Genomic DNA, 13191 nt, shown 5'->3' on the forward strand with positions numbered 1-13191 from the left:
GGGGATCCGTCAGCCCCGCCGGCCACGGCGGACCAGGGCGTCGGGGGTGAAATCCTGCGGCGTCAGCGGCGCACCGAACTCCGGCGGGGGCAGGCCGTTGTCCAGGCCGCGGGCGGTGTAGCGGTCGGCGGTCAGGTCGAAGGCGAACTCGACCGCCGGCACCAGGGCGGGAACCTGCCAATGCTGCACCGGGTGCGCCTCGGCGTAGCGCAGCAGGTCGCCCTTGCCGTTGTAGTGTTCCGACGCCAGGATCTGCCAGCTGTCCTCGTCCAGGTAATAGGTGCGGTCGGGCAGGGCGTGCTGGAAATTCGGCTTCAGCCGGGCATCGACCACCCAGACCCGGTGCATCTCATAGCGCAGGAACTGCGGGTTGGGATGGCCCGGCCACAGGATGTCCCGCATCGTCAGGCCGGGGTTGGACAGCCGGTAGGCGTTGTAGGGCATATACATCTCGCGCCGCGTCACCAGCGTGTAGTCGAAGCGGTCGAGCGCGCCGCTGAACATGTCCAGCATGTCGGCGGTGCAGATGCCGCCGGTCACCGGGTCCGGCGTGTCATAGGCGAAGTCGGGAGCCCTCATCACACGGCCGCGCTCCCCCTCCCGCGCCCAGGCGTGGGTGCGCGCGGCGATGGGATCGAGCGTCCCCTGCAGGATCAGGCTGCTGCCGGCCTGCTCCCTCGGTTCCAGGATGGTGCGGCGATAGAGCAGCGGCGGTGCCGCCATGTCGCCGTCGGCATAGGGGGAGGCGAACTCCTCCCGCAGCTTCGTCGTCGAACGGCTGCCGTCGCCGGACTGGACCACGGTCAGGCTGGTGCGCGCCACGCTGCCGCCGCGCCAGCGCAGCTTGTGGTTCCACATCGCCTGCACGCCGTTGGCCGGGATGGGAAAGGGCACGCCGACCGACGCGTCGTGCAACGCCAGCCCGTTGTCGCCGAGATTGGCGCGGTCGGCGTTGGCGAGTGATGCGTCATAGATCCTTTGCGGTGCGGCGGCGCTGCGGTGGCAGGGGAACAGCGCCAGTTCGAAGCTTTCCGGATATTTCGCCAGCAGCGCCTGCTGCCCGGCGGTCAGCCGGACCTTGTAGCGCTCGACATCGGCGGCGCCGACGGTGAACCAGCGGACATCCTCGATGTAGGGATCGGGCGGCGGCCGGCCGGGCACATAGCCGCGCGGCGCGGTGGTCAGCCCCCCGGTCCAGCGCGGGATCGCCCGCGTGCGGTTGCCGGCCTGAACCGCCCCGAAGGGCGTCAACTCCTCGCCCAGCCGCGGCATGCCGACGTCAGGCGGAGCGTCCTGGGCGAAGGCGCATGGTGCGGCGGTCGTGGCGGCAGCCCCCAGCAGCAGACCCAGGGCCTCCCGCCGGTCAGGTCGGAAATCGGGCCGGAAATCCATCGGATCACTCATGCCGTTGACCGCTCCGTTCCGGCAAGGTCCCGTTCGATGGCGGCACAGGTCGCGGCGAAGCTGTCGCGCAGCCGGTCGGCCGCCTCCGCCAGACGGTCGGGCGGGGCGCCTTCGCTGGCGGCCTGTTCCAGAAGGCGGGCCGCCTCCGCCAGCGGCTTGGCGCCGGCATTGCGGGAGGAGCCCTTCAGATTGTGGGCGCAGGCCCGCACCCAATCGCGGTCGCCGTTGCCGAGCGCCGTCCCCAGGTCGGCAAGCACGCCACGGCCGATGGTGACGAAATCGTTCAGCAGTTCCGCCAGCATCGCCGCATCGCCGCCGCACAGCGCACGCAGATTGCCGAGGTCGACCAAGGCGGCGCTGCCGGCCGCGGTGGCGGCGGTGGCGGTGGGCACAGGCGCCGGTGCCGCATCGGGCATCGCGGCATCGGCCGGGGCCGGCGGCATCCAGCGGGCGAGCGTCACCGCCAGTTGCGACAGTTCCAACGGCTTGCTCAGCACATCGTCCATTCCGGCGGCGCGGTAGCTCTCGATGTCGGCCGGTGCGGCGTTGGCGGTGATGGCGACGATGGGCAGGCGGCTGCCCGCGCCGGCCGACGCCTCGCCGCTGCGGACCTGACGGGTCAGTTCGAACCCGTCGATCTCCGGCATCTGGACGTCGGTCAGCAGCATGGCATAGCGGCGCCGGCCCTGCCGCATGGCGTCCAGCGCCTCCAACGCCTCCGCCCCGCCCGGCGCCATCTCGGCGGCATAGCCCAGCGCCTGCAACTGCATCTGCAGGACCTTGCGATTCACCGGGTTGTCTTCCGCCACCAGGATCAGCCGCCCCTGGGCCATCGCCTCCTCGACGGTGGGTGCCCCCTGACCATTTGCCGGGCCGGTCTGGCCGCGCCCGGCCCTGGTCGAGGACTGCGCCGTCGGGGAACGGTCGGAACCGGTTTGGGCCGCCGGTTGGGAAGGGCACAGACGCCCCGCGGCGATGGCCACCGCGCGCAGCAGCACCAGCCGGCGCAACGGCCGGCTCAGCACCATCGTGCCCGGCTCCGCCCCCCGCGTGCCGGGGAGGGAGTCGGGACCGGGCTTTCCGCCGGTTTCGTGGCAGAGCAGGACCACCGGCGGCCGGGCCTCGCCGCTGCGGCGGCCCAGCTCTTCCGGTGCGCAGGCGGCGGCGGGGATGTGCAGCGCCTCGTCGATGGCGACCACTCCGACGGCGCAGCCGGCCTCCCGCGCGATGCGGGCCTGGGCCGCCAGTTCGGGCGGCGAGGCGGCCGGCAGCACGCGGGCGCCGGCCTGTTCCAGATAGCGGGCGAGGAAGCCGCGCTCCATGTCGTCGGGCACCCCCAGCAGGACCGTCAGCCCGTCCAGCCCGATGGCGTCCTGGCCGTCCTCCGCCGACGCCGGCCCCGCGGCGCGGTCCGCCGGCAGGCGCAGCCAGAATGTGGAGCCTTCGCCGGGCTTGCTCTCCACCCCGATCTCGCCGCCCATCAGCGCCGCCAGCCGCCGGCTGATCGACAGCCCCAGTCCGGTGCCGCCGAAACGCCGGGTGGTGGAGCTTTCGGCCTGGGTGAAGGGCTGGAACAGGCGCTGGCAGCTGTCCTCGGCGATGCCGATGCCGGTGTCGGACACGGCGATGCGCAGCAGCGGCCCGGCCGCGCCGTGTTGTGCGCCGGGCGGCTCCAGTTCGGCGCGCAGCACGACCCGGCCCGCCTCGGTGAACTTGATGGCGTTGCCGGCCAGATTGAACAGGATCTGGCGCAGCCGCACCGGATCGCCCAAAACCGCCTGCGGAATCGCAGGGTCCACATAGGTCAGCAGCGTCAGCCCCTTGCCCCCGGCGGCCGGCGCCAGCGTTTCCGCCACCCCCTCGACCAGGGCCGGCACCGACAGCGCCACCCGCTCCAGATCCATCTTCCCGGCTTCGATCTTCGAGAAGTCCAGGATGTCGTCGATGATCCGCAGCAGGGCGTTGGCCGATTCGCGCATGGTGCCGACGGTGTCGCGCTGCTGCTCGTCCAGGTCGGTCCGTTCCAGCAGGCCCAGCATTCCCAGCACCCCGTTCATCGGCGTGCGGATCTCGTGGCTCATGGTGGCGAGGAAGGCGGATTTGGCCCTGGTCGCCTCTTCCGCCTGCTCGCGGCTCTCGCGCAGCTCGCGCGTGCGCTCCGCCACCCGGGTTTCGATCGACTGGATCTGGTCGAAGGCGCGCAGGGCCGCGATCACCGCGGTGAACAGGCTTTCGGCCGACAGGTCGGCCTTGGGCTTGTAGTCGTTGATGTCGTAATCGACGATCACGTCGCGCTGCGGCGCCTGTCCCGGCTGGCCGGTGCGCAGGATGATGCGGATGTCGCGGTTGCCCAGCTCGTCGCGGATCCAGCGCACCAGCTTCAGGCCGGAATCGTCCTCCTCCATCACCACGTCCAGCAGGATCACGGCGATATCGCGCCGGTGTTCCAGAACGTTGCGGGCGTCCGCCGCGGTGAAGCAGCTGATCAGGTTCAGCCGCCGCCGCTGGAAGGTGACGTCGGCCAGCAGCAGCCCGGTCATGGAATGCACGTCGGATTCGTCGTCGACCACCAGGATTGGCCAGGGCGCCGCCGCCGGGTCGACGATGGCGGCGCGCGCCGCCGCCACCGCGCCATGCCCGGCCGCGGCGCCGTCCGCCTCCTCGTCGGCGAACAGAATCTCGTCGTCGTCGTAGGCGCCGCTGCTCATGCGGGTTCCTTCTCCTGCGATGCGGGCTCCAGCGAAACGGGCGTCGTCGTGAGCGAAGCTGTGGGGGGCGAGGCGGCTGCTGCGGTCTTCGGGATGCGCAGGGTGAAGGTAGTTCCATCGCCGGGAACGCTGTCAACCGAGATCCGCCCGCCCAGCGACTGCGTCACCAGATTGAAGACGATGTGCAGCCCCAGCCCGCTGCCGCCCGACCCGCGCCGCGTGGTGAAGAAGGGCTCGAACACCTTCGGCAGGTTCTCGGCGGCGATGCCGACGCCGTCGTCGGCGAAGCGGATTTCCACCTCGCCGTCCGCCGTCTCGTCCACGTCGATGACCATGTGTCCCTTGCTGTCGGCCGGAAAGGCGTGGGTCAGCGCGTTCATCACCAGATTGGTCACCACCTGGCTCAGCGCGCCGGGGAAGCTGTCCATCACGATGCCGGGCGAACAGGCGATGGCGACGCGGTGGCGGCTCTTGCGCAGGGTGGGGCCGAGCGAGGTCACCACCTCCTCCAGATAGGCCAGCAGGTCGAAGCGGCGCCGCTCCTCGCTGGTCTGGTCGACGGCGACGCGCTTGAAGCTCTGGATCAGTTCGGCCGCGCGGGTCAGGTTCTGTTCGATCAGACGGGAGGATTCGCCGGCGGTGGCGACATAGGCGGCCAGTTCGGACTTCTTCATCGTACCGCCTTCGAACGCGTCGGCCAGCACCGCCGTCCGCCCGGACAGGTGGGTGGCGCAGCCGAAGGCGATGCCGATGGGGGTGTTGATCTCGTGCGCGACGCCGGCGACCAGCAGGGCGAGCGAGGCCATCTTCTCCGCCTGGACCAGACTGGCCTGGGTCTCCTTCAGGTCGGCGTAGGCGCGCTCCAGCTCCTGCATCGCATTGAAGATCTCCTCGGCCGAGCGCGCCTCCACCGTCACGTCGGTGAGGGTGCGGACGAAGCCGCCCTCCGGCAGGGGGTTGGTGCGCACCTCGACGATGCGGCCGTCGGGGCGGCGGCGCTTGAAGGTGAAGGGCTGGTCGATCATCCCCGCCGGCTCGCCCAGCGGAATCCCGAATCCGTCGTCGGACCCCGCTCCGGCGGCCCCCAGACCGTTGCCTCCCAGGCCCGCACCCCCCAGGCCGGTCCCGAAACTCAGATAAAGGTCGGGATCGTCGCCCATTTCCCCGAACTCGCCCTGGCGGCGCTGGATCGCCACGATGTCGGCGAAGCGGGGGTTGCCGGACAGCACCTCCGGCGCGATGTTCAGCAGTTCCGCGGCCCGGCGGTTGGCCGTCACCACGCGCCCGTCGCCGTCGACCTTGATAATGCCCTGGTCGGTGTTGTCCAGCGTCACCTGCAGCACGTTGCGTTCATGCGCCAGATCCAGCTCCGCCCGCACCCGCTCGGTGACGTCGGACATGGTTCCGGTCAGGCGCAGCGCGCGGCCGTCGGCATCGCGCTGGGCGGTGGCGCGATCCTCGATCCAGGCCCATTTCCCGTCGCGCCGGCGCATGCGGTAGACGGCGGTGTAGGCCATGGCGTGATCGCGCAGGCGCCGGCGCGATTCGGCCATCACCCGTTCCGCCTCGTCCGGGTGCAGCAGCGAGGACCAGGTCGCCGCCGTCATCGGCAATTCGCTGGAGCCATAGCCGAGCAGGGCGGGAAATTCCTTCGACCACCAATAATGCCCGGTGTGCAGGTCATAGTCCCAGACGGAGGACCGGGTCGCGGTGATCGCCAGCGCCAGCCGCTGCTCGCTCTTGCGCAGGGCGGCCTCCTCCTGCCCCAGCCGGGCGAGCATCGCGTTGTAGGCCTGGATCACCCGGCCCAGTTCGTCGGCGGCGCCCCAGTCCACCGGCTCGTGCCCGCCGCCGCGCTCCGCTTCCAGGATGGAGGCGATCAGCCGCCCCAGCGGCCGCCCCACCGTCAGCCGCAACGCCGCCAGCGCCGCCGCGATGGTGCCGGCCAGCATCAGCAGAAGCAGTGCCGCCGTGTTCATCACCTCCTGCCGCAGCTGTTCGCGCACGACGTCCTGGCTGTAATGCAGCGTGAGGGTGCCGACCTGGAGGTTCTGCACCCGGATCGCACGGCGCTCGACAAGGGCGTCGTCGGCGGCCGGGCAGTCCGATCCCGGCCAGACGAACCGCCCCTCCGCCAGATCGTCGCTGACCTCGACGCAGACCAGTTCCCGGTTGGCGCCGATGGCCTGGATGACGTTGCGGATCGCCGGGACGTCGAAGGTCCATAGGCTGTTGGTCAGCGCCGCCGCGTTGACGTCGGCGATGGCCGCCACCTTCTCCCGCAGCCCGGCCTGAAGATCCTTGTAGCGGTCGTAATAGAACAGGGCGGAACACAGCGAGACGGTGACCACCAGACTCGGCACGAGGATCAGAAGGAACTTGGCCGATACCGTCGGGACACAACGCCACGCCTCAGCGATCCTGGTCATGCGTTGCCGTTCCGGAGGTTCTGGGTAAGGGCGGTTGGACGGGACGTGCGGAACGGGCGGTGCCCGGCGGTGGACGTCCGCGGCTGGTGTGTCTGGAGCCGGCGCTGCCGGTTCGGCACGCGGCGCGCGTGCCTTCCCGGATATGTTCTACTCTGTTGCGCGTAACCCGTCCATGGGGGTGAATCCCGAGGCAGTCCATGGATGCGGTGACGCCGCTCCGGGGAAATGCTGCACAGTCTCAGCATCGGCACTTGAGACAAGATGGCGGAATGCACTACTGTGCATAAGCAATATGCCTGGGTTTCGCGCGCATTCGTATGGATGCGGCCAGGGCTGTGGACCGGTTGAGGGGATTTATGGATTTCAAGACGACCAATACAGGCGATGCGACCGACGTCAGGCTGACGGGCCGCCTGGAGTTCACCGACCACGACAAGATACCCGACATCGTCGAGCTGCTGGACCAGATGGCGGGGAATGGCAGGCGTCGTCTGGTCATCGACATGTCGGCGCTGGAGTTCATCGACTCCGCCGGTCTCGGCATGCTGCTGATCCTTCAGGAAGAGGCCGAGAGCCGCGAAATCAAGATGATTGTCAGCGGCCCGGCGGGAGACGTCAGGCGGTCGATCGAACTCGCGCGGTTGAGCGAGATCATCACCATCGAGCCCTGAGCGGCTGAATTCGAACTGCGGGGACGGACCGATCCGATCCCGCCCGCCCGCCTGCCGGTTTCCGTCCGATGGGAGTTTGCCGCATGGACGCCGCTCACCACGACCGCAGGGCCGAGCCTCCGGCCGACGCGGCTTTGCGTGGCTTCAGCCTGCTGCGCGACCGGGTGCCTGCCGATATGGCCGCCCGCGTGGCCGCGCGCTTCGGCGGAGCGGACCAGCTTCCGGCGGATGTCTCCGCGGCACCGGGCGCGCGGCAGAACGAACCGCCACGCGAACCTGTGGTGGAAACGCTGCTGATGGACCGGGCGGACCGCGACCGGCTGCGCGCCGCCTTCGACCGCGGCCCGTTCCTGACCGTGGAACTGGGTGAGGGGGCCGACGAGGCGGCGGCCCTGCTGGACGACTGGTCGGGCGCTCCGGCGGCGGATCATCCGGACCTGCCCGGATTCTACCTGTCGCTGACCACCGGCAGCGCCTATGGCCTGCAATGTCCGGTGCTGGTCTGCGACGAACTGGTGCGGCGGGGCGCGCTCGACCCGCAGCGCCGTTCCAATGTCGAACTCTGCCTGCACGAGGCGGTGGCCAACGCCATCGTCCACGGCAATCTCGGCCTTTCCAGCTCGGTGAAGGGGGAGCCGGGCGGTTACCGCCGCTTCAGCGAGATGATGCGCGACCGGCTGGGCGATCCCGCCGTCGTGCGGCGCAGGCTGGACATCTTCTGCCGCTGGAACGAGCGCAGCATCGCCATCGCGGTGGTGGACCAGGGCGGCGGCTTCGACACCGAACTGGCTCCGGCCGTCAGCGGCAACAGGGCGCGGTCGGGCCGCGGCTTCGTCTTCATGCGCACGCTGGCCTCCCGGGTGACGGTGACCGACGGCGGGCGCTGCACCGTCCTGCAGTTCGACCGCTGACGGAGCGTCCATGGCCGGGCCTGCCCTGTCGCTGTCGGACTGCCGCGTCCTGATCGTCGACGACAACGAATTCAACCGCAAATCCCTTGCCCTGGTGATCCGCCGCGCCGGCATCACCGACATCGCCTTCGCCGAGAATGGCCGCGAAGGGCTGGCGGCCGTCGACCGTTTCCGTCCAGACCTCGTCCTGCTCGACGTCGACATGCCGGTGATGAACGGCTGGGAGATGTGCGAGGCGCTGCGCCGCAATTCCACCCACGAGGAGCTTCCGGTGCTGTTCCAGACCGCGCTGGACAGCGACGAGGAGCAGGTGCGCTGTTTCGAGGCCGGCGGCAGCGACTTCATCTCCAAGCCGATCAAGCCGGGCGAATGCGTGGCCCGCGTCCGCCACCAGCTGGAGAAGCGCAAGCTGTTCGGTGACCTTGCCGCCTTCCGCGAGCGGGTCCAGCGCGAGTTGTCGCATGCCCGCGCCATGCAGACCTCGCTTCTGCCGGAGAACCGCCGGCTGGCCGAGGTGGCCGACCGCTACGGCCTGACGCTGGACGCGCATTTCGAGACGTCGTCGGAGCTTGGCGGCGATTTCTGGGGCCTCTACCCGCTGGGCGACCGGCGGCTGGGGCTGCTGATGGTCGATTTCGCCGGGCACGGCATCACCGCGGCGATCAACACCTTCCGCCTGCACACGCTGATCGACCGCTTCCCGATGCAGCACATGGCGCCGTCGCAATGGCTGGCGCAACTGAACGCCGCCTTGAAGGACGTGCTGCCGACCGGGCAGTTCGCCACCGCCTTCTTCGGCATCCTCGACCTTGCCATCGACACGCTGACCTTCGCCGCGGCGGGTTCGCCCAACCCGGTGCTGGGGACGCCGCCCGCCACCAGGGGGAACGCGCCGGACATCCGCCTGCTCGATTCGGCGGGGCTGGTGCTGGGGGCATCGCGCCGGGCGCAGTATGTCGACCAGAGCCATCGCCTGCCGCGCGGCGGCTTCCTGTTCCTGTACAGCGATGCCCTGATCGAATGCGGCGGCGACGAGTGCGGCCCACTGGGGCAAGAGGCGGTGCCCAATTTCGTCCGCGACGGATTGGCCCGCGACCGTCAGCATCCGCTGCGTCCGATGATGGACAGCTTCTATGCCCGCACCAGCCTGCCGCTGCGCGACGATCTGACCGCCGTCTGGGTCGCCAGACGGGCATAGGGGGCGTCAGGGTGCGAATTGCTCCTTCAGGATGCGTTCCTCGAAATTCAGTTCGGGGTCGAACAGCAGGGTCAGGCCGACGTCGCGGCATTCCTGCACCTCGACCCGCAGCACCTCGCGCACCTCGGTGAAGTCGGCGACGGCGCTGACCGGGCGCTTGGTCTCCTCCAGCACGTCGAAGCAGATGTGGGCGGCATGGGGAAGCAGGGCGCCGCGCCAGCGCCGCGGACGGAAGGCGCTGATCGGGGTCAGGGCCAGCACGCCGGCGTTCAGCGGCACGATCGGGCCATGGGCCGACAGATTGTAGGCGGTGCTGCCGGCCGGCGTCGCAACCAGGGCGCCGTCGCAGATCAGCTCCGGCAGCCGGACCACCCCGTCGATGGTGATGCGCAGCTTGGCCGCCTGCCGCGTCTCGCGCAGAAGCGACACCTCGTTGATGCCCAGCGCCTCCACCCGCTCGCCATTGACCCGCGTGGCCACCATGCGCAGCGGGTGCAGATGGACATGCTGGGACGCCACGATGCGCTCCGCCAGATCCTCTTCGCGGTAGACGTTCAGCAGGAAGCCGACCGAGCCGCGGTTCATGCCGTAGACCGGCGTCGGCCGCTGGCGGTCGCGGGTCAGCGCCCGGTGCAGCGTCTCCAGCAGGAAGCCGTCGCCGCCCAGCGCCACGATCACGTCGGCCTCGTCCGCGGTGGCGTTGCCGTAGCGGTGGACCAGCCGCGTGCGGGCCGCCCGCGCCTCGTCGGTATCGGCGCAGGCGAAGGCGATGCGCAGCGCGTCGGGCGCGGGCATCAGGGGCGCCTGGGCATCGGCGGAGTGGGGAAGGGCGGGCGCAGCGGCGGACTGCATGGCGACGGGATCGGTCATGCCGCGACCATAGCGCAGTCCGGCAGTCGCGCAAAAGTTTCGCGCGGTGACGAAGCGATGCAAATGAGTGCATCCGCCTGTCGCGCAATGGAAAAAGGGGGCCGCGGACGGCCCCCTTTTTTACCATGTGGAACGAGCGGCGTGGGACGGATCGGCCGAGGTTACTCGACCATCTCCGACACCATCTCCTCGTCGTCGTCGCCGGAGGTGCGCTTCGGCCGGTTGCCTTCGGCATACTCGAAGGCCGGCTTGTCGTCCTTGACGGTGACCTTGACCAGACCGCCCTTGCTGAGCTTGCCGAACAGCAGCTCTTCCGCCAGCGGCTTCTTGATGTACTCCTGGATCACGCGGCCGAGCGGGCGGGCGCCATAGAGCGGGTCGTAACCCTTCTTGCCCAGCCACTCGCGCGCCTCGTCGTTCAGCTCGATGGACACGCCGCGGTCTTCCAACTGCGCTTCCATCTGCATGATGAACTTGTCGACGACGCGGTTGATGACCTCCTGCGTCAGCGGCGCGAAGGGGATGATCGCGTCCAGGCGGTTGCGGAACTCCGGCGTGAACATCTTCTCGACCGCTTCGATGTCCTCGCCGACCCGGCGGTCACGCTCGAAGCCGATGGCGGGCTTGGCCATGTCGGCGGCCCCGGCGTTCGAGGTCATGATCAGGATGACGTTGCGGAAATCGACGATCTTGCCGTTGTGATCGGTCAGCTTGCCGTGGTCCATGATCTGCAACAGGATGTTGAACAGATCCGGATGGGCCTTCTCGATCTCGTCCAGCAGCAGGACGCAGTGCGGGTGCTGGTCGATGGCGTCGGTCAGCATGCCGCCCTGGTCGAAGCCGACATAGCCCGGAGGGGCGCCGATCAGGCGCGACACCGTGTGCCGCTCCATGTACTCGGACATGTCGAAGCGGGTCAGCTCGATGCCCAGCGTCATGGCGAGCTGGCGGGCCACCTCGGTTTTGCCGACACCGGTCGGGCCGGTGAACAGGTAGTTGCCGATGGGCTTTTCCGGCTCGCGCAGGCCGGCGCGGGCCAGCTTGATCGCGGACACCAGCGCGTCGATCGCCTTGTTCTGGCCGAAGACCATGGTCTTCAGGTCACGCTCAAGGTTCAGCAGCGTTTCCTTGTCGTCGCGGCTGACCGACTTCGGCGGGATGCGGGCGATCTTGGCGACCACCGCCTCCACGTCCTTCACGCCGATCTTCTTGCGGCGCTTGTTCTCCGGCAGCAGCATCTGCGCCGCACCGACCTCGTCGATGATGTCGATGGCTTTGTCGGGCAGCTTGCGGTCGCCGATGTACTTGGCCGACAGCTCCACCGCGACGCGGATGGCGTCGTTGGTGTAGGTGACCTTGTGGTGCTTCTCGTAGTAGGGCTTCAGGCCCTGCAGGATCTTCACCGCATCCTCGACCGACGGCTCGTTGACGTCGATCTTCTGGAAGCGGCGGACCAGCGCCCGGTCCTTCTCGAAGTAGCTGCGGTATTCCTTGTAGGTGGTCGACCCGATGCAGCGCAGCGAACCCGACGCCAGGGCCGGCTTCAGCAGGTTCGAGGCGTCCATCGCCCCGCCCGAGGTGGCGCCGGCGCCGATCACCGTGTGGATCTCGTCGATGAAGAGAATGGCCCCCTCCGTCGCCTCGAGTTCCGACACGACGGCCTTCAGCCGCTCCTCGAAATCGCCGCGATAGCGGGTGCCTGCCAGCAGCGAGCCCATATCGAGCGCGAAGATGGTGGCGTTGCGCAGCACCTCCGGCACTTCCTGCTGGACGATGCGGCGGGCAAGGCCCTCGGCGATGGCGGTCTTACCGACACCGGGGTCGCCGACGTAGAGCGGGTTGTTCTTCGACCGCCGGCACAGGATCTGGATGGTCCGTTCGACCTCCTGCTCCCGGCCGATCAGCGGATCGATCTTCCCGCCGGACGCCTTCTTGTTCAGGTTGACACAATACGCCTCTAGCGCTTCGCTGCCTTTTTTCACGACCTTCTCCGCCGCCGCCTCGTCGTCAGCGCCCGAGACACGCTTTGTTTCCGAGCGGCCCGGAGCCTTCGCGATTCCGTGAGAGATGTAGTTGACCGCATCGAACCGGGTCATCTCCTGCTCCTGCAGGAAATAGACCGCATGGCTCTCGCGTTCAGAGAACAAGGCAACGAGCACATTTGCTCCCGTCACCTCCTCACGTCCCGACGACTGGACGTGGATGGCCGCACGCTGCAGAACCCGTTGGAAACCAGCCGTCGGCTTGGCATCATCAGGCCTGTTCGTGATAAGGTTCGCCAGTTCGTTGTCGAGGTAATCCGACAGTTCCGCGCGCAGACGGTCGAGGTCGATCCCGCAAGCGCGCAAGACGGCAGTAGCATCGGAGTCTTCGGTCAACGCGAGCAAAAGATGTTCGAGCGTCGCGTATTCATGCCTGCGCTCGTTCGCGTGGGCCAGGGCTCGGTGCAGCGTCTGTTCCAGGTTACGCGACAGCATGTGTGGGTCTAATCCTTTTCTAACGTGCATTGCAGCGGATGCTGGTTCTGGCGCGCAAAGTCCATCACCTGCGTGACTTTCGTCTCCGCCACCTCGTAGGTGAACACGCCGCACAACCCCACACCCCGCCGGTGCACATGCAGCATGATCTGGGTCGCTTCCTCCCGCGATTTGCTGAAGAAGCGTTCGAGAACGAGAACGACGAACTCCATCGGAGTATAATCGTCGTTCAACATCAAGACCTTATACATCGACGGCTTTTTGGTCTTCGGCTTGGCCTTTACGACCACGCCGCTGTTCGTGCCGTCGTTGCCCTGCTTGTCAGAGTCGGCCATGGTCCCAGTCGAATGTCATCGCGATGCACTGTCACTGTGAATGATATGGTCATTTCGGGCGCGGTGGGAAGGGGCCGTTTTCGGTCTCTCTCCATTTGGCAGACCCTCCTTTGGTCCGGTCAGCCTTCCGATACCCCTAAATAGGAGATACCTCTTGCCTTCGGACCGCAATCGGCGGGAAACCCTAA

Annotated in this window: 9 protein-coding genes; 3 read left to right on the forward strand and 6 right to left on the reverse strand. The window is 68.4% G+C overall.

The genetic code is table 11. The features are described 5' to 3' along the window. Positions 1 to 9: 9 nt before the first annotated feature. From B9N97_RS16015 to B9N97_RS16025, 3 genes are read right to left on the reverse strand one after another with little or no spacing between them, the layout of a single operon-like run. Positions 10 to 1404 (reverse strand): DUF1329 domain-containing protein, encoded by a 1395-nt coding sequence (locus B9N97_RS16015; RefSeq protein WP_085088299.1) that lies wholly within the window; start codon positions 1402 to 1404, stop codon positions 10 to 12. Then, the gene (locus B9N97_RS16020; RefSeq protein WP_085088302.1) at positions 1401 to 4112 is read right to left on the reverse strand and encodes an ATP-binding protein; all 2712 of its coding nucleotides are present in this window, start codon (positions 4110 to 4112) and stop codon (positions 1401 to 1403) included. The genes B9N97_RS16015 and B9N97_RS16020 overlap by 4 nt, the downstream gene beginning before the upstream one ends. Then, the gene (locus tag B9N97_RS16025; RefSeq protein WP_085088305.1) at positions 4109 to 6541 is read right to left on the reverse strand and encodes an ATP-binding protein; all 2433 of its coding nucleotides are present in this window, start codon (positions 6539 to 6541) and stop codon (positions 4109 to 4111) included. Before B9N97_RS16025 ends, B9N97_RS16020 begins: the two co-directional genes overlap by 4 nt. Before the next feature lie 356 nt (positions 6542 to 6897). Between B9N97_RS16025 and B9N97_RS16030 the strand changes: the two genes are divergently transcribed. The 3 genes from B9N97_RS16030 to B9N97_RS16040 all read left to right on the forward strand — a co-directional run bounded on the left by B9N97_RS16030 (position 6898) and on the right by B9N97_RS16040 (position 9321). Continuing rightward, positions 6898 to 7212: an STAS domain-containing protein gene (locus B9N97_RS16030; protein ID WP_085088309.1), complete on the forward strand. Its 315-nt coding sequence runs from the start codon at positions 6898 to 6900 to the stop codon at positions 7210 to 7212. 83 nt (positions 7213 to 7295) lie between these two features. Further along, on the forward strand, positions 7296 to 8123 hold the full coding sequence (locus B9N97_RS16035) for an ATP-binding protein (RefSeq protein ID WP_085088312.1): 828 nt from the start codon (positions 7296 to 7298) through the stop codon (positions 8121 to 8123). Positions 8124 to 8133: 10 nt separating this feature from the next. Beyond that, positions 8134 to 9321, forward strand: a complete 1188-nt coding sequence (locus B9N97_RS16040; RefSeq protein ID WP_085088314.1) for a PP2C family protein-serine/threonine phosphatase — start codon at positions 8134 to 8136, stop codon at positions 9319 to 9321. Positions 9322 to 9327: 6 nt separating this feature from the next. On the opposite strand, the gene B9N97_RS16045 is transcribed toward B9N97_RS16040, so the two are convergent. The 3 genes from B9N97_RS16045 to clpS all read right to left on the reverse strand — a co-directional run bounded on the left by B9N97_RS16045 (position 9328) and on the right by clpS (position 13003). After that, positions 9328 to 10116: an NAD kinase gene (locus tag B9N97_RS16045; RefSeq protein WP_085090604.1), complete on the reverse strand. Its 789-nt coding sequence runs from the start codon at positions 10114 to 10116 to the stop codon at positions 9328 to 9330. A gap of 236 nt (positions 10117 to 10352) precedes the next feature. Beyond that, the gene (gene clpA / locus B9N97_RS16050; protein ID WP_085088317.1) at positions 10353 to 12668 is read right to left on the reverse strand and encodes an ATP-dependent Clp protease ATP-binding subunit ClpA; all 2316 of its coding nucleotides are present in this window, start codon (positions 12666 to 12668) and stop codon (positions 10353 to 10355) included. Positions 12669 to 12676: 8 nt separating this feature from the next. Further along, on the reverse strand, positions 12677 to 13003 hold the full coding sequence (gene clpS / locus B9N97_RS16055; protein WP_014246998.1) for an ATP-dependent Clp protease adapter ClpS: 327 nt from the start codon (positions 13001 to 13003) through the stop codon (positions 12677 to 12679). Positions 13004 to 13191: the final 188 nt, after the last annotated feature.

Source organism: Azospirillum oryzae, assembly GCF_900177515.1.
GTDB lineage: Bacteria > Pseudomonadota > Alphaproteobacteria > Azospirillales > Azospirillaceae > Azospirillum > Azospirillum oryzae_A.